Annotated in this window: 20 protein-coding genes; 11 read left to right on the forward strand and 9 right to left on the reverse strand. The window is 68.5% G+C overall.

What is annotated here, in order from left to right; genetic code table 11:
* Positions 1 to 143: 143 nt before the first annotated feature.
* From BLU62_RS28455 to BLU62_RS28470, 4 genes are read right to left on the reverse strand one after another with little or no spacing between them, the layout of a single operon-like run.
* Positions 144 to 1,337 (reverse strand): M24 family metallopeptidase, encoded by a 1,194-nt coding sequence (locus tag BLU62_RS28455; RefSeq protein WP_074853844.1) that lies wholly within the window; start codon positions 1,335 to 1,337, stop codon positions 144 to 146.
* Positions 1,338 to 1,387: 50 nt separating this feature from the next.
* Positions 1,388 to 2,893, reverse strand: a complete 1,506-nt coding sequence (locus tag BLU62_RS28460) for an NAD-dependent succinate-semialdehyde dehydrogenase (protein ID WP_074853846.1) — start codon at positions 2,891 to 2,893, stop codon at positions 1,388 to 1,390.
* On the reverse strand, positions 2,890 to 5,874 hold the full coding sequence (locus BLU62_RS28465; protein ID WP_074853848.1) for an FAD-binding and (Fe-S)-binding domain-containing protein: 2,985 nt from the start codon (positions 5,872 to 5,874) through the stop codon (positions 2,890 to 2,892). Before BLU62_RS28465 ends, BLU62_RS28460 begins: the two co-directional genes overlap by 4 nt.
* Before the next feature lie 28 nt (positions 5,875 to 5,902).
* Positions 5,903 to 7,210: an aspartate aminotransferase family protein gene (locus BLU62_RS28470; RefSeq protein WP_074853850.1), complete on the reverse strand. Its 1,308-nt coding sequence runs from the start codon at positions 7,208 to 7,210 to the stop codon at positions 5,903 to 5,905.
* Between the two features lie 435 nt (positions 7,211 to 7,645).
* On the opposite strand from BLU62_RS28470, the gene BLU62_RS28480 reads away from it, so the two are divergent.
* The 4 genes from BLU62_RS28480 (at position 7,646) to BLU62_RS28495 (ending at position 10,986) form a co-directional block, all read left to right on the forward strand.
* Positions 7,646 to 8,659 carry a D-2-hydroxyacid dehydrogenase gene (locus BLU62_RS28480; RefSeq protein WP_074853855.1) on the forward strand — a complete coding sequence of 338 codons (1,014 nt, stop codon included), beginning with the start codon at positions 7,646 to 7,648 and terminating at the stop codon, positions 8,657 to 8,659.
* Positions 8,660 to 8,708: 49 nt separating this feature from the next.
* Positions 8,709 to 9,626 (forward strand): type III secretion system chaperone family protein, encoded by a 918-nt coding sequence (locus BLU62_RS28485; RefSeq protein WP_074853857.1) that lies wholly within the window; start codon positions 8,709 to 8,711, stop codon positions 9,624 to 9,626.
* A 99-nt stretch (positions 9,627 to 9,725) separates the two neighbouring features.
* The gene (locus BLU62_RS28490; RefSeq protein ID WP_074853859.1) at positions 9,726 to 10,307 is read left to right on the forward strand and encodes an orotate phosphoribosyltransferase; all 582 of its coding nucleotides are present in this window, start codon (positions 9,726 to 9,728) and stop codon (positions 10,305 to 10,307) included.
* The gene (locus tag BLU62_RS28495) at positions 10,300 to 10,986 is read left to right on the forward strand and encodes a TrmH family RNA methyltransferase (protein WP_074853861.1); all 687 of its coding nucleotides are present in this window, start codon (positions 10,300 to 10,302) and stop codon (positions 10,984 to 10,986) included. The genes BLU62_RS28490 and BLU62_RS28495 overlap by 8 nt, the downstream gene beginning before the upstream one ends.
* A gap of 6 nt (positions 10,987 to 10,992) precedes the next feature.
* On the opposite strand, the gene BLU62_RS28500 is transcribed toward BLU62_RS28495, so the two are convergent.
* Together BLU62_RS28500 and BLU62_RS28505 are read right to left on the reverse strand one after the other, a co-directional pair.
* Positions 10,993 to 11,724, reverse strand: a complete 732-nt coding sequence (locus tag BLU62_RS28500; protein ID WP_074853863.1) for a VTT domain-containing protein — start codon at positions 11,722 to 11,724, stop codon at positions 10,993 to 10,995.
* 78 nt (positions 11,725 to 11,802) lie between these two features.
* Positions 11,803 to 12,783, reverse strand: coding sequence for a DUF368 domain-containing protein (locus BLU62_RS28505; RefSeq protein WP_074853865.1), 981 nt, complete (start codon positions 12,781 to 12,783; stop codon positions 11,803 to 11,805).
* A gap of 184 nt (positions 12,784 to 12,967) precedes the next feature.
* Here BLU62_RS28505 and fbaA point away from each other — a divergent pair, with 184 nt between their 5' ends.
* On the forward strand, positions 12,968 to 14,005 hold the full coding sequence (fbaA, locus tag BLU62_RS28510; protein WP_074853867.1) for a class II fructose-bisphosphate aldolase: 1,038 nt from the start codon (positions 12,968 to 12,970) through the stop codon (positions 14,003 to 14,005).
* A 78-nt stretch (positions 14,006 to 14,083) separates the two neighbouring features.
* Here fbaA and BLU62_RS28515 read toward each other — a convergent pair whose 3' ends face one another.
* Entirely contained in the window at positions 14,084 to 14,326 is a 243-nt protein-coding gene (locus BLU62_RS28515; protein WP_074853869.1) for a hypothetical protein, read from the reverse strand.
* The gene (locus BLU62_RS28520; RefSeq protein WP_074854304.1) at positions 14,323 to 16,446 is read right to left on the reverse strand and encodes an Rv0361 family membrane protein; all 2,124 of its coding nucleotides are present in this window, start codon (positions 16,444 to 16,446) and stop codon (positions 14,323 to 14,325) included. Before BLU62_RS28520 ends, BLU62_RS28515 begins: the two co-directional genes overlap by 4 nt.
* Before the next feature lie 168 nt (positions 16,447 to 16,614).
* On the opposite strand from BLU62_RS28520, the gene BLU62_RS28525 reads away from it, so the two are divergent.
* The 5 genes from BLU62_RS28525 to BLU62_RS28545 all read left to right on the forward strand — a co-directional run bounded on the left by BLU62_RS28525 (position 16,615) and on the right by BLU62_RS28545 (position 21,574).
* Complete coding sequence (locus BLU62_RS28525; protein ID WP_074853871.1) at positions 16,615 to 17,061, forward strand: DUF3151 domain-containing protein; 447 nt, start codon at positions 16,615 to 16,617, stop codon at positions 17,059 to 17,061.
* A 19-nt stretch (positions 17,062 to 17,080) separates the two neighbouring features.
* A complete protein-coding gene (locus BLU62_RS28530) occupies positions 17,081 to 18,202 on the forward strand; it encodes an FUSC family protein (RefSeq protein ID WP_074853873.1) in 1,122 nt (373 codons plus the stop codon).
* A 67-nt stretch (positions 18,203 to 18,269) separates the two neighbouring features.
* Complete coding sequence (locus BLU62_RS28535; protein ID WP_074853875.1) at positions 18,270 to 19,181, forward strand: cation diffusion facilitator family transporter; 912 nt, start codon at positions 18,270 to 18,272, stop codon at positions 19,179 to 19,181.
* 48 nt (positions 19,182 to 19,229) lie between these two features.
* The gene (locus tag BLU62_RS28540; RefSeq protein WP_074853877.1) at positions 19,230 to 20,054 is read left to right on the forward strand and encodes a polysaccharide deacetylase family protein; all 825 of its coding nucleotides are present in this window, start codon (positions 19,230 to 19,232) and stop codon (positions 20,052 to 20,054) included.
* A gap of 107 nt (positions 20,055 to 20,161) precedes the next feature.
* Entirely contained in the window at positions 20,162 to 21,574 is a 1,413-nt protein-coding gene (locus BLU62_RS28545) for an MFS transporter (RefSeq protein ID WP_074853878.1), read from the forward strand.
* A gap of 9 nt (positions 21,575 to 21,583) precedes the next feature.
* On the opposite strand, the gene BLU62_RS28550 is transcribed toward BLU62_RS28545, so the two are convergent.
* Positions 21,584 to 22,240 carry a hypothetical protein gene (locus BLU62_RS28550; RefSeq protein ID WP_074853879.1) on the reverse strand — a complete coding sequence of 219 codons (657 nt, stop codon included), beginning with the start codon at positions 22,238 to 22,240 and terminating at the stop codon, positions 21,584 to 21,586.
* A 91-nt stretch (positions 22,241 to 22,331) separates the two neighbouring features.
* Between BLU62_RS28550 and BLU62_RS28555 the strand changes: the two genes are divergently transcribed.
* Entirely contained in the window at positions 22,332 to 23,618 is a 1,287-nt protein-coding gene (locus tag BLU62_RS28555; protein WP_074853880.1) for an adenylosuccinate synthase, read from the forward strand.
* Positions 23,619 to 23,767 lie beyond the last annotated feature (149 nt).

A 23,767-nucleotide genomic window follows, 5' to 3' on the forward strand; every position in this document is an offset into this window, starting at 1 on the left:
GCTTTCGCTCCTCGCACCTCAGGCATCAGTTCGGTTGTCGTGTGTTCCTCGTATTTCGGGCAGCAGTTCGGTTGTCGTGTGTTTCTCGTACTTCGGGCAGCAGTTCGGTTGTCGTGTGTTCCTCGTACTTCGGGTGGCGTTGTCTATTTCTGGATCAGTTCCCTCGGGAACGACGTGAAGCATTCGACGCCGGTGGGGCTCACCCGCACCGATTCGGAGAGCTCGAAACCGTAGTTGTCCATCCACATTCCGCAGACGATGTGGAAGGTCATGTTGGTCTCGAGGATGGTCTCGTCCTCGGAACGGATACTGATGGTGCGCTCACCCCAGTCCGGCGGATACCCGATGCCGATCGAATATCCCAGGCGCGATGGCTTCTCGAGGCCGTACTTGGCCAGGGTCCAGTTCCAGGTGGAGGCGAGCTCGCGGGTCGCCACTCCCGGTTTGATCGCCTCGAGGACGTTGTTCAGGCCCTCGGCGGTCGCCTTCGCGACGTAGTCGAGATCCTTGTTCGGCGTACCCAGCGAGACGGTCCGCGCGAGCGGGCAGTGATATCGGCTGTGTGCGCCGGTCAGCTCGACGACCACCGCCTCGTCCTCGGTGAAGGTGCCCTGATGCCAGGTGAGATGCGGGGTGTCGGCGGCCGCGCCGGTCGGCATCATCGGCACGATCGCCGGGTAGTCGCCACCGTAGTCCGGTGTCCCGGTGATCTGTGCCTGCGAGATCGCCGCGGCCGCATCGCATTGCCGCACACCGACATCGATGGTGTCGATGGCGGCGCGCATCGCCTCCGAACACACCATCCCGGCCTGCCTCATCAACTGGACCTCGGCCTCGGACTTGACCGAGCGCACCCAGTTCACGAGCTCGAAGTTGTCGACGAGCTTCCACTCCGGGATCGCATTGTGCAGGGCACGGTATGCCTTGGGGGAGAAGAAGTGTGAGTCCATCTCCAGGCCGACCGAGCCGCCCCGGGAGGCCGGTGCGATGGCGTGGCGCTGGCGCAGCGACCACGCCACCCAGTCGAACGGATGCACATGCGGCCGATGCACATAGCTCTCCGGATACCCGACGATCTGCTCCTCCGGCAACCACGTCGTGCGGTGTGCGCCATGGGCGTCCATCTCCCGGGCGTAGAACACCATGTCGCCCTCGATCGGGACGAACAGCATCTGCGGGGTGTAGAACGACCACGCGTTGTACCCGATCAGATAGAAGATGTTGGCCGGGTCGGTGACGATGATCGCCGACAACCCCTGACGGTCCATGAGTTCACGGACCTTCGTCAGGCGCTGTTCGTACTCGCTGTCGGTGAACAGCTGAGTACCGAGGTACATGGGCTTGTTACTCCTTGCTCACACGTCTGTGGTTCGGGGGATGTCGGTTTTCAGCGGCGGATCGGTGTCGCCGTGTACTTCATGTCGAGGAATTCCTCGATGCCCACGCGGCCACCCTCACGGCCGAGGCCGGATTCCTTGACACCGCCGAACGGAGCGGCCGGATTCGACACGATGCCGGTGTTCACCCCGACCATACCGGCTTCCAGCTCGGCCGACAGGCGAGCGCAGCGGTCGACGTCCTGGCTGAAGAAGTAGGCGACCAGGCCCCATGCGGTGTCGTTGGCCAGCGAGATCACCTCGTCGTCGGCGGCGGGGTCGAGGGGATTGTCGGCGTCGCCGAACGGGATGATCGCCGCGACCGGACCGAAGATCTCGTTGCGCACCAGGTCGGCGTCGAGTCCGACGCCGGTCAGGACCGTCGGCGGGTAGAAGTAGCCGGGCCCCTCGGGAGCCTCGCCGCCGCAGGCCACCGTCGCGCCCTTGGCCACGGCGTCGTCGACGAGCGAGGAGACCTTGGCCACGGCCTTCGGCTCGACGAGGGGCCCGACCTGGGTGCCGTCGGCCGCACCGTCGCCGACCTTCAGTGCGGCCATCTTCGCCGTGAACGCCTCGGTGAACTCGTCGATCACACTGCGGTGCACGAAGATCCGGTTCGCCGCGGTGCAGGCCTGTCCCGTGTTGCGCATCTTGGCCAGCATGAGGCCGTCGACGGCGCGGGAGATGTCGGCGTCCGCGCACACGATGAACGGCGCATTGCCGCCCAGCTCCATCGAGGTCCGCATGACGGTGCCGGCGGCCTGACGCAGCAACGTCTTCCCGACCTCGGTGGACCCGGTGAAGCTGACCTTGCGGGCGAGTCCGCTGTCCATCCACTCGGTGACCACCGACGACGGATCGGTGGTGGTCACGACGTTCAGCACGCCGGCGGGCAGGCCTGCCTCGACGAGGATGTCGGCCAGCAGGAGCGTGGTCAGCGGGGTGAGCTCGGCCGGCTTGAGGACCATTGTGCAGCCCGCCGCGACCGCCGGCCCGATCTTGCGGGTGCCCATGGCCAGCGGGAAGTTCCACGGCGTGATCAGGATGCAGGGGCCGACGGGTTGCTTGCTCACCACGATCCGGTTCGCGCCGTCGCCGGTGGTCGTCTGGTCGCCGCCGATACGCACGGCCTCCTCGGCGAACCAGCGGAAGAACTCGGCGCCGTAGGCGACCTCGCCCTTGGCCTCGGCCAGCGGCTTACCCATCTCGGCGGTCATCACCGAGGCGATCTCGTCGACCCGGTCCATGATGAGTTGATATGCGCGGTAGAGGATCTCGCTGCGGCTGCGGGGTGACGTGGCCGCCCACTCGGCCTGATGCGAGGCCGCGGTCTCGAGCGCGCGCCGGGCATCGGTGGCGTCGGCGTCGGCAACCTGCGCGAGCAGTTCGCCGGTGGCCGGATTGAGCACGTCGAATCGGTCGCCCGCGGCGGCCGGGACCCATTCACCGTCGATGAACAGGTCGGTGTGGATCGACGAGATGGCGTCGGGGACCTGGTGGGTGGCAATGGCCGTCATGATCGGGCTCTCCTCGGTTCTTCGGGGGTCGGTCGGTGTGATGTTGTGTCGGTGAGAAGTTCGGCGAGGTGGACCCCGCGAACCCCACGTGCGTCGGCGAGTCCGTCGTCGACCGTGGCGAGGTGTTCGACGGCCATCGCGCAACTGAACCCGTCGGTGATGACGGTTCGTTGCGGGTCGTCGCGCAGGGCCGGTGCGAGTCCGTTCTCCGCGACGGCCATGCTGACCTCGTAGTGTCCCTTCTCGAAGCCGAAGTTACCTGCCACGCCGCAGCATCCGTCGGCCGAGTGCACCGTGACGCCGAGCGCTTCGAGGGCGGCGGTGCCGGTGCGCGCGCCGAAGACCGCGTACTCGTGGCAGTGGGTCTGGAGGGTCACCTCGTCGGGGAGGGGCGGCGGTTGCCAACCCGCGTCGAGAAGGGTGGGGAGGTGGGAGGCGAAGCTGCGCACTCGTGCCGCCACACGACGCGCACTGTCGGTGGCGACCAGTTCGGGCAGGTCCTTGGCCAGTGCGGCAGCACAACTCGGCTCCGGCACGACGATGGGACGGTCGGTGCCGTCGTCGAGATTCGCGGCAGTGCGTCGAAGTACTCTGCGGGCCTTGCCCAACTGGCCGGTGGAGATCCAGGTGAGGCCGCAGCAGTTCTCCGCGGAACAGCCGACCTGTTCACCCGTGGCGCCCAGGACCTCTGCGGCGGCCGTGGCCACCTGAGGGCGGAATGCGCGGGTGAACGAGTCGACGAACAGAACGATCTGCGAGGTCGGGGACACCGGGGTGAGTGCGTCGAGATGCGTCTTGCGGCTGCGCCGCGTCGAGAACGCCGGCATCGTGCGGCGCGGATCGATGCCGCCGGCGAGTGCGGCGAGAGCACTGAGCTTCGACGACATCGCGCGATTGATCAACGGCGCGAACGCGCCTGCGGCCGACAGCCAGGCAGGCATCCAGCCGAGCGAGTAATGCGACAGCGGGCGGAGGCGGCGACGGTAGTGGTGGTGGAAGAACTCGGACTTGTAGGTCGCCATGTCGACGCCGGTCGGGCAGTCCGTCGAACATGCCTTGCAGGACAGGCACAGTTCGAGGGCCTCGGCGACCTCGGGGGAGCGCCAGCCCTCGTCGACCGATGACGCCGTGCGCACCATGTCCTGGAGCACGCGGGCCCGGCCACGCGTGGAGTCCTTCTCGTCGCGGGTCGCCCGGTAGCTCGGACACATCACGCCGCCGGTGTCGGCGCGGCACCGGCCGACGCCGATGCAGCCCTGAACGGCGTGCACGAAGGGGTCGATGAGCGGTAGTTCGGTGGCTCCCTGGGGCGCATCTCCGTGACCGTGGCCGAGGTCGAACGCGGTGGGCCAGGTCCGGCGGGGAACATCGGCGAGGGCGAGGTCGGCGGTGATCGACGGCGGGTCGACGATGCTGCCGGGGTTGAGTGTGCCCGCGGGGTCCCAGATCGCCTTGAACCGCGCGAAGGCCGCCATCATGCCGGGTGAGTACATGATCGGGAGGAACGCCGAGCGGGCGCGCCCGTCCCCGTGTTCCCCGGACAGCGAACCGCCATGACGGACAACGAGTTCGGCGGCGTCGGTGCAGAAGTGTTCCATCACCGCGCGTCCCTCGGCGGTGCGCAGGTCGAACGTGATGCGGACGTGCATGCAGCCGGCGCCGAAGTGGCCGTACATCACCCCGGTGAGGCGGTGGCGGTCGAGGAGCTCGGCGAAGTCGTCGAGGTAGTCGGCCAGTCGCTCCGGGGCGACCGCCGCGTCCTCCCAGCCGGGCCAGGATTCGTAGTTCCCGCCGACGCTCTCGTCGTCCGGGTCGGCGAGACGTGAGGAAAGCCCGGCGCCGTCCTCGCGGACGCGCCACAGGGCCTTGCGTCGTACCGGGTCGTCGACCACCGTGGCGTCGATCATCCGGCCCTCGCCGCGTAGGTGATCGAGGAGCCGTTCGGCGGTCGCCGGAACGTCGATTTCCCTTTGGGCCTCGGCACTTTCGGAGTCGACGTCGATGAACAGCCACGCCGATCCCTCCGGAAGTCCGGCGACGGTGTCCCGGCCGCGGCGCGCCGCCATGGTCGCGACGATCTTCTGGTCGATGCCCTCGATGGCCGACGGCGCGAACGGGAGGATCGCCGGGACGTCACGGGCGGCATCGGCGGGGGAGTGGTAACCGACGCAGAGGAGTAGCTGCGACGTCGCGACGGGGACGAGACGCACCTTGGCCGACACCACGATCGCGCACGTTCCCTCGCTGCCGACGAGTGCACGAGCGACGTCGAAACCGTTCTCCGGCAACAGTCGGGCGAGGTGATAGCCCGAGACCTGCCGAGGGATCGTCTCGAGTTCGGTGCGAAGGATCGCCAGGTTGTCCGACGCGAGCCCGCGGAGCTCGTCGGCGATCCCGGCTGCACGCGCCGCGGCGTCACGACCGCCGGGATCGGTGGCGTACAGCCCGTCGCGGGTTGCGGTGAGCAGGTGTCCGTCGGCGGTGACGAGGTGGAGCTCGATCACGTGATCGCTGGTACGGCCGTATCGAACCGAGTGATTGCCACAGGCGTCGTTGCCGATCGCGCCGCCGAGGGTCGCCCGCGACGCCGACGAGGGGTCCGGCGCGAAGGTGAGCCGGCCGTCCGTGGCCTCACGTGCATGTGCCGCCAGAGTGGTGAGCACGATGCCCGAACCGGCCACCGCGCTGGATGTCTCGGTATCGATCGACAGCACGCGGTCGAGGTGACGGGACAGGTCGATGACGACGCCGTCGCCGATCGCGTTGCCCGCCATCGACGTTCCGCCGCCGCGCACGATCACCGGGACTCCCAGGTCGTGACATCGGGCCACGATGGTCGCGACCTCGCGCGCGGATCGCGGGAAGGCCACCGCCAGTGGCGGGATGCGGTAGTTGGAGGCGTCGTACGAGTACTCGGCCAGCCGTCGCGGAGAGGCGTCGGCGTCGATGCCGAGGTCGGCGAGTTCGTTTCTGATGTCCACCACAGAGCGAGCGTCCACTGTGAGTAAACTAAAGCAACACGGAGGAAACCGCAGCCTGGAACCGCGCGACGCCGAGGTCGATCTCGTCGGCGGTCACGACCAGGGCCGGAATGAGGCGGACGACGTTGGCCGACGGGCCACAGGTCAGCGTCAACAGCCCCTGGGTCGTGGTGGCCTGCTGCACCGCGACGGCGGCAGCGGCGTCGGGCACGGTGTTGCCGGCCGCGTCGGTGGTGATGAACTCGATGCCGGCCATCAGGCCGAGGCCGCGGACGTCGCCGATGCCGGGGAAAGGTGCACACACCTCACGGAGTCCGGCGAGCATCTGCTCGCCGCGCTCGCGAGCGTTCTCGACGAGGTTCTCGTTCTGGATGACCTCGAGGGTCGCGATGGCGGCCGCGGCGGCCACCGCGTTGCCGCCGTAGGTTCCGCCCTGCGAGCCCGGCCACGCCTTGCTCATCAGCTCGGTCGACGCGGCGATCGCCGAGATCGGGAAACCGGAGGCCAGGCCCTTGGCGGTGATGACGATGTCGGGGGTCAACCCCTCGGCGTGCTGATGGCCCCAGAACTTGCCGGTGCGGCCGAAACCGGCCTGGACCTCGTCGAGGATGAGCAGGATGCCGTGGCGGTCGGCGCGCTCGCGCAGTCCCTGGAGGAAACGGGGCGGGGTCGGCAGGTAGCCGCCGTCGCCGAGGACCGGCTCGATGAGGAACGCGGCGGTGTCGTTGGGGGCGACGCGCGACTGCAGGAGGTAGTCCAGCTCGCGCAGCGCGAAGTCGACGGCGGTGTCGGTGTCCCAGCCGTAGCGGAAGGCGTAGGGGAACGGCGCCATGTGGACGCCGCTCATCAGCGGCGAGAAGCCGGCCGAGAACCGGGTGCCCGCGGTGGTGAGGCTCGCGGCGGCAACTGTGCGGCCGTGGAAACCGCCCTGGAAGACGATGATGTTCGGCCTGGCCGTGGCCATCCGGGCGAGCCGGATCGCGGCCTCGACGGCCTCCGAACCCGAGTTGGCGTAGAAGACGGAATCCAGGCCGAGCGGGAGGACCGCGCCGAGACGCTCGGTCAGCTCGAGCAGCGGCGGATGCATGACCGTCGTGTACTGCGCGTGGATCACCTTGGCGCACTGGGCCTGCGCGGCCGCGACCACATGCGGGTGGCAATGGCCGGTGCTGGTGACGCCGATGCCGGTGGTGAAGTCGAGGTAGTCCCGGCCGTCGGTGCCGTGAATCCAGGACCCCAGCGCATTGTCGACGACCACCGGCGTCGCCTGCTTGAGCGCGGGGCTCAGCGAGGCCGTCTGATGGGTGCGGGTGGGGGAGTCAACGCCGGCAGTCATGGGTACACCGTGACGGCAGATCGTACGATTGTCAACAATGTGACAGTTGGTGGTGGTGAGGCTCGCTTCGATACGGCCCCTATGGCTAGCAGCGGTCGGGCTTGCTGGTTGAGCCGGTAGCGAGCGGAGCGAGTCACCGCGTCGAAACCTCGCGCCATGCTGGTTGGGCCGGTCGGTGGGGTGTGCTGGCGGGCGGGTTTCGACGCGACGCCTCGCTTCGCTCGGTGTCGGCTCAACCGGCGTGGGGTGGCTCGCTTCGCTCGGTGTCGGCTCAACCGGCGTGGGGTGGCTCGCTTCGCTCGGTGTCGGCTCAACCGGCGTGGGGTGGCTCGCTTCGATACGGCTCCTCGCCGCGCTCGTCGCCGACTCAACGAGCGTGGCGGAGGGGTTGTCGCTATTCGGCGAGCAGGGTGGCATCGGGGTTACGGTGGCCGCATGAGCACCCGACGACCGGTCCTCGCGCTCCTCGGTGCCCCAGGTGTCGCGCCGCCGCCCAACCTCGATGAACTCGCCGAACTGGCCGAGATACGCCACTGCGTCGCAGACGATCTCGCACAAGCCCTCCCCGGTGCGGACGTACTGGTGTTGTGGGACTTCTTCTCTCGCGGACTCGCCGACAACTGGGGTGACAAGACCGCCGCGCTGCGGTGGGTGCACGTCTGCGCGGCGGGTGTCGATTCGTTGCTCTTCGACGAGCTCACCGCCTCCGACGTGGTGGTGACCAACGCGCACGGAGTCTTCGACCGGCCCATCGCGGAATTCGTCCTCGCCTCGATCCTCGCTCGCGACAAGCGTTTACACGAGTCGATGGCGCTGCAACGCGATCACGTCTGGAAGCACCGGGAGACCGTCGGGACATCGCGGAGTTCGGCACTCGTGATCGGCACCGGCGGGATCGGCCGCGCCACCGCGCAACTGCTCCGCGCGGTGGGGATGCGGGTCGTCGGCGGCGGGCGGACCGCACGGGACACCGACCCCGACTTCGGTCGGGTCATCCCCACCACCGAACTCGCCGATCATGTCGGCGACTTCGACAACGTCGTCACCATCGCACCGTTGACCCCGCAGACCGCCGGGTTGATCGACGCGCGGGTGCTCGAGGCGATGAAGCCGGGAGCACACCTGATCAACGTCGGGCGCGGGGAACTCGTCGACGAGCCGGCCCTCGTCGACGCACTGCGCTCCGGGCACCTGGGCGCGGCCTCGCTGGACGTGTTCGCCACCGAGCCGTTGCCGGCCGACAGCGAATTGTGGGACCTCCCCGGTGTCGCGATCTCGGCGCACATGAGCGGTGACGCCCTCGGCTGGCGCTACGCGCTGGCCGAGCAGGTCCTCGAGAACCTGCGCCGATATGTCCGCCTGGATGCGGCCGCTGCGGGTGCCGAGCTCGCCGAGGCGCTGGTCAACGTCGTCGACAAAGAGCGCGGCTACATATCGGTCACACGTTGACAGGGCGGATGACGTCACCGCGAGCCCGCCGATAGTAGGCTGTAGCGCGATGACCACCGTCTATTTCCTGATCGCCGCCGTGGCACTCGCGGGTGCGGGCGTCCTGTTGTGGCTCGACCGTCAACGGTCGAGCGTCGCGCGGCACCAGCGTGCGATCTGGGGGGATGAGCACGAGTTCAAGTTCCGCGAGACGGACACCAAGCTGCGCAAGGTGTTTCGCCGGGCGACGATGAACGTTCCCGACCATGTCGAGGTCCGTGACGTCGCCTACGGCCGCTATGGCGGCGTGGAGACCGTCGTCTTCGATCTCGCCGAGACCGCGACCGTGATCGCCGTCCGCCGCTCCTCGCCCTCGCACGTCGTCGTCGACCTGCGTCACGAGGACGTGCTCGCGCCCGCCGAAGAGGATGTCGAACTCCTCGGTGCGATGGGTCCGCGAGTCATGTTCTCCAACAACCTCGAGGTCGCGCGGCGCGTCTGCGACCGACGGATGGTCGCGCTGGCCAACAAGGCGCCGGCGTTCGTCGAGGTGCTGTGGAACGAGGGCAACTGGGCCCTCGGTTCGCTGCCGCTGACCAACGACCCCGCGACGCTCAACACCGGCCTCGAGGTGGTCCGCCGCTTCGCCGACCTGCTGCGCGTCCTCCCGCCAGTGCGCGAACCCGAGGATTCGCCCGATCCCCGCGATCCGCACGGGCCCACCCGCGCCGAACTCGCCGACGAGAAGACCGAGTCGATGCGCGACAAGCGTCGCCGGCAGGCGGCGGCCGCTCCCGCCACGGAGGCGTCTCCGGCGGCAAAGCCGACGCCGTCGGTCCGTAAACCACCGCCGGAAACCGGCACCTCGTCGACGACGGGCCGGGGCATGGCACCGATGCCGGTCCGCGGCGCCGCGTCGCGCAGGTCAGACGAGTCTCCTCGTCGCGCCGACGACTCGGGTGAGCGCTCGAATCGTCACCGCAGCTGATCGGACAGGGCCGATCTGACGGCGATGCGCACGCCGTAGGGTAATCGTCATCCAGCGCATACCGGCCGACGGCCGGAGAGTTCGAGAGTGAGTAGCCGCATGTCCTCGTCAATCCCGGTCTCCGACGACACGCCCCCCGAGGTCGATTCGGAGGCCCGGGCACGACTCGCCGAACTGGTCCGCGAGCTCGCCGTCGTGCACGGCAAGGTGACGTTGTCCTCCGGCAAGGAGGCCGACTACTACGTCGACCTGCGTCGCGCCACCCTGCATCACGAGGCGTCCCGGCTGATCGGCCGGTTGATGCGCCAGCTGACCGCCGACTGGGACTACGGCTCGGTGGGCGGACTGACCCTCGGTGCCGACCCCGTCGCGACGTCGATCATGCACGCCGACGGCCGCGACATCGACACCTTCGTGGTCCGCAAGTCCGCGAAGACCCACGGCATGCAGCGTCGCATCGAGGGTCCCGACATCGTCGGCCGCGACGTGCTCGTCGTCGAGGACACCAGCACCACCGGTGCCTCACCCTCGGCCGCGGTGGAAGCGGTACGCGAGATCGGCGGCAACGTCGTCGGCGTCGCCACCGTCGTCGACCGAGCAACCGGCGCCGATGCCGTCATCACCGGGCTCGGCGTGCCCTACCGCTCGCTGCTCGGGCTGAGCGATCTCGGCCTTGCCTGACGCACCGGACCCCGGCGCCGGGATCGCCGGTCCCACCGAGTGGGTCACCGGACCGCCCGTGGGAGTCGGTCCGTGGTCCGTCGAACACCCCGGCGAGCCGCTCCCGGACGACGAGCATCTCGACCCCGAGCTGCTGGCGGACGGGGACACCCGCAATGTCGTCGACGCGTATCGGTACTGGAGGCGTGAGGCGATCGTCGCGGACATCGACACCCGACGGCACCCGCTCCATGTCGCGATCGAGAACTTCGCCCACGACGCCAACATCGGGACCGTCGTGCGCACCGCGAACGCCTTCGCCGTCGCCGCGGTCCACATCGTCGGGCGTCGTCGCTGGAACCGCCGGGGCGCGATGGTCACCGACCGCTACCAGCACCTCATGCACCACGAGACGGTAGGCGACCTAATCGACTGGGCTCGAGAAGAAGGACTGGCCGTCGTCGCCGTGGACAACACCCCGGGATCACGGCCGGTGGAGACAGTGGAACTCCCGCGCGAATGCGTGCTGCTGTTCGGCCAGGAAGGGCCCGGCGTGAGCGACGACGCGCAGCGGCAGGCGGACATGACGGTCTCGATCGCCCAGTTCGGATCGACCCGCAGCATCAACGCCGGCGTCGCCGCCGGGATCGCGATGCATGCGTGGATTCGCCAGCACGCGGATCTCGATCAGGCCTGGTAGTCGGCCCTACTCGCCCGGCGGGGTTGCGGCCGGGTCCTTCGACGGGGCCAGCGGTTCTTCTTCGACGACGCCCTTGCGTGCCCGCATGATGCGCTTGACGACCTCCGAGATGATCGGCAGCACCGACACGAAGACGATCAGCAGGAAGATGTAGTCGACGTTGTCGCGGATGAACTCGATCTGTCCGAGGAAGTAGCCGAGTAGGGTCACGCCGGCACCCCAGGCCACCGCGCCGATGATGTTGTAGGTCAGGAAGACGGGGTACCGCATACGGGCGGCGCCGGCGACCAGCGGTGCGTAGGTCCGCACGATCGGGACGAAGCGGGCCAGGATGATCGTGACCGGGCCGTGCTTCTCGAAGAACTCGTGGGCCTCCTCGATGTAGACCTGTTTGAGCACCTTCGCGTCGGGTTTGAACAGCGTGTACCCGAGTTTCTTACCGATCCAGTACCCCACCTGGTCGCCCAGGAACGCGGCGATCGGGATGGTCACCAGCAGCACCCACAGGGGCGCGAACGGCTCGATGTCCGCCGACTTCGCGGCGACGATCAGGCCCGCGGTGAACAGCAGGGAGTCGCCCGGGAGCAGCGGGAACAGCAGACCCGACTCGATGAACACCACCAGCAGCAGACCCGCCAGCATCCAGGTGCCGAACGAGTTGAGCAGGTTGACCGGATCCAGGAATCCCGGCAGAAGTGCCAGGTTGGTGGTCGTGGTGGCAAGCGCGGAGTCGATCACGGGAACCCAGAGTACCTGCGCGGGCGACGGTCGCGGAATCGCGCGGGAACGGAGTCGGCGCGGGGCCGGGGATCGCGATCAGTCCGCAGCCGTGGCGGGTCGGTCGTCGGACGAACCGAGCCGGCGTTGGACGAGCGCCACGACCGTGACGGTCACGACCCCGAGGACGAACAAGCACAACGCCCCCGGCCAGTCGTCGCCGATGGGCATCGGCGCCCCGTCCTCCGGGTCCTGCCATGGCCACAGCGCGCGCAGCGACCCGAGTAGCAGGCCGGCGGCGCCCACCATCGCCAGGCCGTGGTGGTTGCGCAGCAGCCACTCGAGAGCCTGGACGAACGAGGCGAGGCCCACGACCGCGCCGGCCGCGAAAACCCCCAGATAGAGGAGCTCGCGGTCATCGACGGCGCCCAGCGTCGGCGCGTACAGACCGATCACGAGCAGGAAGAACGAACCCGAGACGCCCGGCAGGACGAGCGCGCAGACCGCGACCGACGCCGCGAAGAAGACCGCCACGAGCGGCGGATCGGACACCTCGGACCGTGGCAGCGACGTCAGCACAAATACTAGTACGGCCATCACCGCGAACGTCAGGACAGCGGACGATTTCGACGAGGTGGTCGTGAAGGTCCCGCGCGGGATCTCCTGCAACGGGATCGCCACCGACGCCGCGATCATGCCGATGAACAGAGCCCTCGAGTACACCGGCTGTTCGGTGACGAAACCCTCCATGACACCGGCGATGGTGAACACCGCGATCGCCATACCCGCCAGGACCGGTACCACCAGCCACCAGTCGACCCGTGCGGCGTCGTCGGATCGGACGCCTCGCAGGCGACGTACCGGGAAGGTCGTGGCCGCCTTGGCCGACGAGATGAGCCGGTCGTATATGCCGGTGATCAGCGCGACGGTGCCGCCGGACACCCCCGGAATGGTCTCGGCCACGCCGATGAGGGCACCGCGACCCACATTCGAGGCGACGGTGGTCGCCGAGGGTCGGCTGGGTGGGCTGCCGACATCCGAAGCGTCGTCGGACCGGACCGGAGAACGAGAGGCTGCCACACCGCGATCCTACGGAGGTCTCCCGGTGCAGGTCCGGGCGTGAATGCGGGCGCACCCGCAACTGTGGCACCTGCCATACTGGGAGAAGTCCGGCCGCGGGAAGTCCGGCTGCTCGCCACGGAGAACAACCGAGGGCGAGAGAACCCGAACACCAGAGCACATCAACACCCTGGAGGATTCGTCGATGCCCATTGCAACCCCGGAGCAGTACGCCGAGATGTTCGACAAGGCGAAGAAGGGCGGTTACGCATTCCCCGCGATCAACTGCACCTCGTCGTCGACGATCAACGCCGCGATCAAGGGTTTCGCCGACGCCGGCAGTGACGGGATCATCCAGTTCTCGACCGGTGGTGCCGAGTTCGGTTCGGGCCTGGGCGTCAAGGACATGGTTACCGGTGCCGTCGCACTCGCCGAGTTCGCGCACGTCGTCGCCGCCAAGTACGACGTCCTGATCGGCCTGCACACCGACCACTGCCCCAAGGACAAGCTGGACACCTACGTCCGCCCGCTGCTGCAGATCTCGCAGGAGCGCGTCGACGCCGGCCAGAACCCGCTGTTCCAGTCGCACATGTGGGACGGCAGCGCCGTGCCGCTCGACGAGAACCTGGAGATCGCCAAGGAGCTGCTCGCCAAGGCGGGCGCGGCCAACATCATCCTGGAGATCGAGATCGGCGTGGTCGGTGGTGAAGAGGACGGTGTCGAGAACGAGATCAACGACAAGCTGTTCACCACCCCCGAGGACTTCGAGAAGACCATCGAGGCACTGGGTGCCAGCGACTCGGGCAACCGCTACCTGCTCGCGGCCACCTTCGGCAACGTGCACGGCGTCTACAAGCCTGGCAACGTCAAGCTGCGTCCCGACGTGCTGAACACCGGCCAGGAGGTCGCCGCCAAGAAGCTGGGTCTGGACGATGCCGCGAAGCCCTTCGACTTCGTCTTCCACGGCGGCTCCGGCTCGCTGAAGAGCGAGATCGACGAGGCCCTGAGCTACGGCGTGGTGAAGATGAACGTCGACACCGACACCCAGTACGCCTACACCCGTCCGGTCGCCGGCCACATGTTCGCCAACTACGACGGCGTCCTCAAGGTCGACGGCGACGTGGGCAACAAGAAGGTCTACGACCCGCGCAGCTGGTCGAAGAAGGCCGAGACCAGCATGAGCGAGCGCGTCGTCGAGGCGTGCAACGACCTCAAGTCGAACGGCAAGTCGCTGCTCGCCTGATCTCCTGACACGATTCTGCCCGCACCCTGAAAAGGGTGCGGGCAGAATGTTTTTCGGGCTTGTGGTTCGCGGTGGGCGTCAGGAGGTCAGCAACCCGACCATGACCGCCACCGCCAGCGCGATCATCACCAGCGCGGAGATGACGACCGCCGGGTCGGTGCGCGAACCGGAACCCTTCCGAGAACGCGAGTCGGCACTCCGGAGATGGGAGGCCCGGATTCGACGCGACGGACCGCTCACCGGGGGCGGCGGGGTGGGCCGGCGCGGAGTGAAATAGGCCGGGACGCGTTCGTGCTGGTCCCACACCGGGCCGCCGGTCACGTGGGGTTGCACACCTTCCAGTCATCGCCCTCGCGCTGCAGGTTGAGCGTCACCGTCTCCGGGGTGTCCGGCGCACTCGTGTGCACCGCGACGACCTCGACGACGGCCAGCTCGCCGCCTTCGACCACGCGAACCGCGTTGATCGCCTGGGTCTGGACGAGCTCGTTGCGAGCCTTCTGCGCGTCGTAGGTCTTCTGGTATTCCGCGTCGTCGAAGTCCTCGTAGAAGGCGTGGAGCTCGCCGCAGGTGATCGAACGCAGGGTGGCGAGGTCGCCCTCGTACAGCGCGGTCGTGTAGTCGAGCGCGACCTCGGCGGCCTCGTCGGCCGGCGGCGTCGCCGTCATGTTCTGGTACGCGAAGATGCCGCCCACGACGGCCGCGACCACCACGATGAGCGCAGCGAGGGCGATCAGCGGACCCTTGCCGCGCTTCTTCTCGGTTCTCGCCGGCTTGCTGCCGGGGATGACCTGAGGCTGGTGCGCGGTGGTGGTCCACTCGCCGGTCGACGGCGGGGTCACTGCGGGCTCCGGCGCGGTGGCGGTGCGCTCACCCGTCGGCGCCTTCGCGGCCGCCGCGGATGCACCCGCCGCAGCGGCCGCAGCAGCGGCCGCGGGGATGACCTTCGTGGTGGCGTCGGAGTCGGAGTCGACGTCCGACTCGTCCTCCGGCGTGGTGCCCGCCTCGCCGGATTCCTCGTCGGTCGGCGGCAGCGCGATCGCCTCGGTGGGCGCCTCGGCGGCCGGTGCCTCCTCGTCGGTCTCGGTGTCCTCGGCGTCGGCTTCGGCGTCCTCCGACTCGGCCGGCTCGACTTCCTCCGCGGGCTCGACTTCCTCCGCGACCGCAGCCTCGGCGGGCGCCTCGGTCTCGGCAGCGGCCTCTTCTGCCGACTCGGTCGCGGCCTCGGGCTCGGTGGACTCGTCTTCGGTTGCCGCGGTGGTTGTTTCGGCGTCGTCCTCTGCGACGGCGTCGTCCGTCACGGTGTCCGCGTCCTCTGCGGTCTCCGCCTCGGCCTCATCCGACTCGGCCGCGTCCTCGCCGGAGGCGTCCTCGTCGGACTCGTGAGAGGCTGCCGCGGCCGCACCGACGGCTGCAGCGCCCACCGCGCCGGCCGCGACGGCTGCTGCTGAGCCCGACCCGGACTCGTCGTCGGTGTCGGCGGCTTCCGCGGTCACAGGTGCGTCGGCGCCGGGTGCGTCCGTTTCAGATGCGTCCGTCTCAGATACGTCCGCCTCAGATACCTCGGCCTCGGGTGCCTCTGCGTCCGCTTCGGCGGCGTCCGACTCCTCGTCGGCCTTGTCGTCGCCCTCGGCTGACCCGGCCTCGGCAGCGGTCTCCTCTGCGTCGGCAGTCTCGTCGGCGTCGGTCTCGGGCGCGTCGGTCTCGGGCGCGGCGGAGGTCGCGTCGATGTCGTCGAGATCCTCGAGTTCGCTCGGGTCGGGGAGGTCCTCGCGGCGGATCACGGTGGTCTTGGAGTCACTCGGGCCCAGGCGGGCCGGTTTGCTCGCCGGCTTTGCCGGGGCTTCCTCGACCTTGCTCGTATCCGCCTCATCATCGGTCCCGAGAGGATCGATCGAGTCCAGATCCTCGAGATCCTCGAGGGACGGCAGGTTGTCCCGGCTGATCACCTGGGTGGCGCCGTCGATCCCGCGCCCACCCTTCGGCTTCGGCTTCGGGGTCTTCGCAGGGGTCGGCGCGTCAGAAGCGTCGGTGCCGGCGTCCGTCGGATTCTCGGACTTGTTCTCGGCGGTGTCGTTCTGGGTGGGATCGTCCACGGCTGGCTCGTGGCCCTCTCTGCTGGTGCTCTGGTTCTCGGCGTCGTCGCCGGTCGGAACAGTATCCGGGGTGATGTCTGCGATGTCTGTACGAGATCCGGATTCCTGGCCGGAATTCGTCTCCGATTCGGGAGGCCTCGACGAGACGGTGCCCGGTGTGTCGCCGGGATCTGCGTCGGCTCGGCCAGTAGGGTTTCGACTCGCGTCCGCGCCACCCGGAGCGGGTGCGGCGGCTCCGGTGCCGGTGCCGCGTTGATCGGTGCGGCGCGAACGGCGCTCGTCGCGAACCTGGCGCAGCGTCGAAAGTGCCTTGGTGACAGCAGTTCTCGGCCCCTCGGATCGAGCCATCGACTGACCACCCCGCATTCTGCCCATCGCATGGTTTCGGTCCGGTCGCCGAGTGGCTCGGTGACAGGACCGATTGCGCCATTCACCCTAGCGAATCGTCGGCAGGTCGAGCACTAGGGCGTTCGGTCGATGCGGCCACCTTGACGGTTCCGATGCTTGAATGGGTACATGACGTCTTTCGGAGATCTCCTCGGTCCGCAACCGGTTCTGCTCACCGGTGACGACGACGCCGAGTCGGACCTGCTCAACGGGGCTGTCCCGGCCGAGGTCGCGGCCGCCCACCCCACGGCCTCCATCGCCTGGGCGTACCTCGCCGAGGCTGCGCTCGACACCTCGACCGCAGCCGGCGAGGCGGGCGACACCGGCGCGGTGATCGCGGCCTACGCCTACGCCCGGACCGGCTACCACCGCGGCCTCGACCAGCTGCGTCGTCACGGATGGAAGGGTTTCGGGCCCGTTCCGTGGAGCCATGAACCCAACCGCGGATTCCTGCGTTGCGTCGGTGCCCTCGCCCGGGCCGCCGAGCTGATCGGCGAGGAGGACGAGCACCTGCGCTGCCTCGACCTCCTCAACGACAGCGATCCCCGAGCAGCCGCCGAGCTCGGCCTGGTCTGACCGGCCCGCGACACGTCGAATGCCGGCAGCCGCGAGTGGTTCGTACCCGCGCCGGGTCTACGACTCCCTGCCCGGGACGCTGAGGCGACGCCTCCGGCGTCTGAAGATCTCGCTCGTCCCGATCGTCCAATGCGCGCTGGCCGCCGGTGCGGCGTGGTGGATCGCCATCCACGTCTTCGCGCATCCGGACCCGTTCTTCGCGCCCATTGCGGCGGTCATCTCGCTGGGCCTGGGTCTCGGACGCCGCTGGCGTCGATCGGTCGAACTCGTCGGCGGTGTCGCGATCGGCATCGCCGTCGGCGACCTGTTCATCGGCTTCGTCGGTGAGGGGGCCTGGCAGATCATGGTCGTCGTCGTCCTGGCGATGTCGCTGGCGGTCGTACTCGACGACGGTCTGCTGATCCCCATGCAGGCGGCGTCGTCGGCCGTCCTGGTCGCGACCCTGCTGCCGCCCGGGGGCGTCGCCGGGTTCCACCGGGCGATCGACGCGCTGATCGGCGGGGTCGTCGGCATACTCGTTGCCGCGTTGTTCCCGGTCAACCCGGCCAATCGGGCGCGGGAGGACGCCGCGGGGGTTCTGCTCACCATCCGAGACGCGGCGCGGTCGGTCGCCGCGGGTCTGCGCGAGGGGGATGCGGAGACGATCTCCGAGGCGCTCGAGACCGCGCGCGGCACGCAGGCGGCCATCAACAACATGCGGTCCGACATGACCGGCGGCCGGGAGGTCACCCGGATCTCGCCGCTGTACTGGAGTTCGCGCGACCGCCTCGACCGGCTGGTGAGGACCGCGGATCCGATCGACAACGCGGTCCGCAACTTCCGGATCATCGCCCGTCGGTCCCTGGCCGTCACCCAGCGTGGAGAGCGGGTGCAACCGGCGATCATCGAGATCATCGACGACGTGGGCGGGGCGTTCGAGGTGCTCCGGGAGATGATGCTGGCCGATCCCGGTGAGGACCCCGACCCCGTCGAGGCCGCGCGTGTCATCCGTTCGATCGTGCGCAAGGCACGCACCGACCTGGCCGTGAACAGCCATCTCTCCGAAGCCGCGCTGCTCGCCGAGATCCGATCCCTGCTCGTCGACCTGCTGATGATCGCCGGCCTGCGACGTTCGTCGGCGCTGGCCACCCTGCGGAGCTGAGGCTGCGCCGGCGGAGGCGTTCGACTGTTGCCACATATGCGAACTTCTGCATATATTGACGGCCATCATGGGTCATTCACATTCGCATTCGCACACCCCCGGCGCTGGGGCCGCAGGGGAGCGGCGGCTGTGGCCGATGGTGCTTGCGGTCGCTCTCATCGGCGGATTCTTCGTGGTGGAGCTCGTCACCGGCATCCTGGTGAACTCGCTTGCACTGATCGCCGACGCCGGCCACATGCTCACCGACGTGGTCGCACTGATCATGGGGCTGATCGCGCTGCTGCTGGGCCGCCACGGCCGCACCACCGACACCCGGAGCTTCGGCTGGCATCGCGCCGAGGTCTTCACCGCGGTCGCCAATGCGGTCCTGCTCATCGGCGTCGCGGCCTTCGTGCTGTTCGAGGCCATCGAGCGCATCGGCAACGATCCCCAGGTTCCCGGCCTGACGCTGATCGTCGTCGCCCTGTTGGGCCTGGCGGTGAACCTCGTCGTCATGCTCCTGCTCCGTGCCGACGCGCAGGAGTCGATCGCCGTCCGCGGTGCCTACCTCGAGGTCCTGGCCGACGCCGTCGGCAGCGTCGGCGTCCTGATCGCCGGGATCGTGGCGCTGACGACCGGCTGGGGCTACGCCGACATCGTCGTCGCGGTCCTGATCGCGCTCTGGGTGGTACCGCGGGCGCTCCGGCTGGCGATCGACGCGCTGCGCATCCTCAATCAGCAGGCGCCCGTCCACATCGACGTGGAGTCGCTGCGGGCCGACCTCGCCGGCATCCCCACCGTCGACGACGTCCACGATCTGCACGTCTGGACGCTGACCACCGGAATGGATGTCGCCACCGTGCATCTGGGCAGCAACCGACCGAACTCGGAGGTGCTGCCCGCGGCGCAGGCCGTGCTGGCTCGCCACGGCCTCGAGCACGCCACGGTTCAGGTGGACAACGACGATCAGGGGCGATGTCGTGACGAGATGACGTGGTGAACCCGCGTCGATGAGTCGAAAATGTCGGCTATGCCTTAAATTCCCCGCATGGAACGACGCGACTTCCTCGCGATACTGGCGGCCGGCACGGTGGGAGCCCTGGCCACGAACACGCTGACCGGGTGCGCCTCGCCGGTCCCGGCCGCCGAGATCAGGCCGTCCGGCACCCCCACGCCGACGCTGCCACCGGCGACCTCGCCGACGCCGTCACGGTCGCCCGCGGGACTGCTGCCGCCGGCGGTCGGAACCCGGCACCCGCTGCCCGCCGAACCGATCACCGGTCTGCCGGGCAAGGGCAGGCACATCGCCCTCACGGTCGACGACGGTGCCAGCTCCGAGGTCATCGGCGCCTACGTGAAGTTCGCCCAGGACACGGGTGCGCGCTTCACCTTCTTCGTCACCGGATCGTTCGACGGCTGGACCGACCACCGCGCGGAACTGCGGCCGCTCGTCGAGTCCGGGCAGATCCAACTCGGCAACCACACCTGGACGCACCCGGCGCTCACCGAACTCTCGGCCAAGGGGATCGCCGACGAACTCGGACGGACCAAACGGTTCCTGAAGAACCAGTACGGCGTCGACGGCACGCCGTACTACCGGCCGCCCTTCGGCTATCACAACGCAGCGGTCGACGCGGTGGCCGCCGACCTCGGCTACACGATGCCCACGCTCTGGTACGGGTCGCTCTCGGACTCCGGTCTGATCACCGAGAAGTACCTCGTGCAGTGCGCACGCAAGTACTTCCGCCCGCAGACCGTCGTGATCGGCCACGCCAACCACGACCCGGTCACCAAGGTCTATCCGAAGCTGGTCGAGATCATCAGGAACCGCAAGCTGCGGATGGTGACGCTCGACGACTACTTCGCAACCTGACGGTCGGGAACGACAAACGTCGCCCGGCTGCAAGCGGTCGGGGGCTTTCGCTCACGCTGATTCGTAGTCGGCGGCGCGCGGCACGTCGCGGATACCGTTGCCCGGTCATGGCCTCATCTCTGCAGACTTCCGCTTCCCCCAAGGTTCACGAGACCGACGCCGAGCGCCGCAAGCGGCTCCGCACGGTCGTGGCCGCGAGTCTCCTCGGCACCACGGTCGAGTGGTACGACTTCTTCCTCTACGCGACCGCCGCGAGCCTCGTGTTCAACCAGTTGTTCTTCCCGGACCAGAGCTCCTTCGTCGGCACGATGCTCTCGTTCGCGACCTTCGCGGTCGGGTTCGTCGTGCGTCCGATCGGCGGCGTGATCTTCGGGCACATCGGCGACCGGATCGGACGCAAACGCACCCTCGCGATCACGATGGTCATGATGGGCGTCGCCACCGCCCTGATGGGTGTGCTGCCCACGGCCGCGTCGGTCGGCGTGATCGCCCCGATCCTGCTGTTGCTGCTGCGCATCGTGCAGGGTTTCGCGCTGGGCGGGGAGTGGGCCGGCGCCGTCCTGCTGTCGGTGGAGCACAGTCCCGATCGCAAGCGTGGTCTGTTCGGCAGCATCCCGCAGATCGGACTCGCGCTCGGTCTGGCGCTGGGCACGGGCGTCTTCGCCCTGCTCCAGGTGACGCTCGACGACGACGCGTTCCTGACCTACGGCTGGCGTATCGCCTTCCTCGTGAGCATCGTGCTCGTCGTCATCGGGTTCGTCGTGCGGCTCAAGGTCGACGAGACGCCGGCGTTCGCCGAGGTCGCCGAGCTCGCCCAGAAGTCGACGGCGCCGATCCGCGAGGTCGTGCTCCCGCCGAACACCCGCAACACCGTGCTGGGTCTGCTCGCACGCTGGGGGGAGGGGTCGGCGTTCAACACCTGGGGCGTGTTCGCGATCGCCTACGCCACCACCGAGCTCGACATGGAGAAGGTGCCGGTCCTGGTGGCCGTGACCATCGCCTCGCTCGTGATGGCCGTCTTCCTCCCGGTGTCCGGGCTCCTCACCGACCGGTACGGCGCGAAGCCGGTCTACCTCGCCGGCATGACCGCCTACGGACTGTCCGTCTATCCCGTGTTCGCGTTGTTCGGTACGGAGGACCTCGTCTGGTTCACGGTGGCGCTCGTGATCGTGTTCGGCGTGGTCCACGCGCTCTTCTACGGCGCGCAGGGCACGCTCTTCGCGAGCCTTTATCCGACACGGGTGCGCTATACGGGCCTGTCGGTGGTCTACCAGTTCTCCGGCATCTACGCCTCGGGCCTGACCCCGCTGATCCTGACCGCGCTCTTCGGCGCGGCCTCCGGGTCGCCGTGGCCGGCCGCCGGCTACCTGGCGCTCACCGCGGTGATCAGCGTCGTGGCGACCTCGCTCATCCGTCGCGAGGACCTGCACCTGACGACGGGGAACGACGCCGTCGTCGAGGCCGCCGCGAAAGCCGCCGGCGATCCCACGCGCGCGTCGGCCCCGGTCACGGTCGGCTGAGCCGGCCCGTCAGGGACGGACGAGCAGCAGGTCGGTGACGTGGCGGTAGAACGTCGAGCGCTTCAGCACGCGCTCGTTCACGACGCCCTCACGTTCCACCACGATGTTGGTGCCGCCGGTCTGCACCGCCCGGCCGGTGAGCCAGCGTCCCGGCAGCAGCCACCGCTCGACCTGGGCGCGCAGACCGGGGGCCTCGAGGGTGGGTTCGATGAGGACCGAACGCACCTCGCCGTCGAAGAGTCGTTCGCTGTCGACGTAGGACTCGCCGTGCAGCTTCGCGCCCTCGGCGCCGAGATGGCGGGCGCTGCCGAAGATCACCGTCGCGGCGTCGTCGCGGATGAGGGGTACCGGTGTCGCGGTGCCGTTCTCGGCCAGTTCACGGGCGGCAGGCCCATGAGGGAGGCGGTAGCGGCGCGTCGCCGCGGTCGCCTCCGCCGAGACATATGCCACTTCGACATCGAGCCGCTCGGAAGCCATCAGGGCCGCCACCACCTGCCCGAGGAAGATGTCGTTCTCCTCGGCGACGGTGGGTGCGAACCGTTCGGCCACACGAGGTTCGACGACGAGGCGGGTGACGGCCGAATCGGAGAGGGCGTCGGCCACGGCGGCACGGATCGCCTTCTTGTCGTCGGCGCGACCGGCTTGGGTGATCAGGGCGAAAGACACGCGAATAGGGTATCGGGGGCCCGAACACAGTAGTGTTGGTGAGGTTTGTTCTGATCAGTTCAAGCGCGCCACCAGAAGGAGTACCTGAATCATGGCCGCGATCGTGCTTATCGGCGCACAGTGGGGCGACGAGGGCAAAGGGAAGGCCACCGACCTGCTCGGCGGCCAGATCAACTGGGTTGTCCGGTATCAGGGCGGCAACAATGCCGGCCACACCGTCGTACTCCCGTCAGGTGAGACCTTCGCCCTGCACCTCATCCCGTCCGGCATCCTGACCCCCGGCGTGCAGAACGTGATCGGCAACGGCGTCGTCGTCGACCCCGGTGTGCTGCTCACCGAACTCGGCGGACTCGAGGACCGCGATGTCGACACCTCCGGCCTGCTGATCTCGGCCGACGCCCACCTGCTGATGCCGTACCACGTGGCCATCGACAAGGTCACCGAGCGATTCCTCGGCAACAAGAAGATCGGCACCACGGGTCGCGGCATCGGGCCCTGCTACCAGGACAAGATCGCGCGCGTGGGTGTCCGGGTCGCCGACGTGCTCGACGAGAAGATCCTCACGCAGAAGGTCGAGGCGGCGCTCGAGCTCAAGAACCAGATCCTGGTCAAGATCTACAACCGCAAGGCCCTCGACCCGGCGCAGGTCGTCGACGAGGTCCTCGGCCAGGCAGAGGGCTTCAAGCACCGCATCGCCGACACCCGTCTACTGCTCAACCAGGCCCTCGAACGCGGCGAGACCGTGCTCCTCGAGGGCTCGCAAGGCACGCTGCTCGACGTCGACCACGGCACCTACCCGTACGTGACGTCGTCGAACCCGACCGCCGGCGGCGCCGCCGTGGGCGCGGGCATCGGCCCCAACAAGATCACCACGGTCCTCGGCATCCTGAAGGCCTACACCACGCGCGTCGGTTCGGGTCCGTTCCCGACCGAGCTCTTCGACGAGTGGGGCGCCTACCTGGCGAAGACCGGCGGCGAGGTCGGTGTCACCACCGGCCGTGCGCGTCGTTGCGGGTGGTTCGACGCCGTGATCGCCCGCTACGCCACCCGCGTCAACGGCATCACCGACTACTTCCTCACCAAGCTCGACGTGCTGTCCAGTCTCGACACCGTGCCGATCTGCGTCGCCTACGAGGTCGACGGCGAGCGCATCGAGGACATGCCGATGACCCAGACCGGGTTCCACCACGCCAAGCCCATCTACGAGGAGATGCCCGGCTGGTGGGAGGACATCTCCCAGTGCAAGACCTTCGAGGAACTGCCCCAGAACGCGCAGAACTACATCCTGCGGCTCGAAGAGCTCTCCGGTGCATACATCTCGTGCATCGGCGTCGGTCCGGGACGCGACCAGACGATCGTGCGTCGCGCGATCGTCTGACCTGTCGCTCCCCGATCCGCAAGAACGCAACGCACCCAGGCCCGCTGTCCGATGGGACAGAGTGCGACGCACCCAGCCACCGGTCGACGTCAACCCGACCGGCAGACGTCGATCGACGTCTGCCGGTCGGGTTGAGGTTCGGCAGTGGG

The sequence above is a fragment of the Gordonia westfalica genome (assembly GCF_900105725.1).
In the GTDB taxonomy this organism is placed as follows: Bacteria; Actinomycetota; Actinomycetes; order Mycobacteriales; family Mycobacteriaceae; genus Gordonia; species Gordonia westfalica.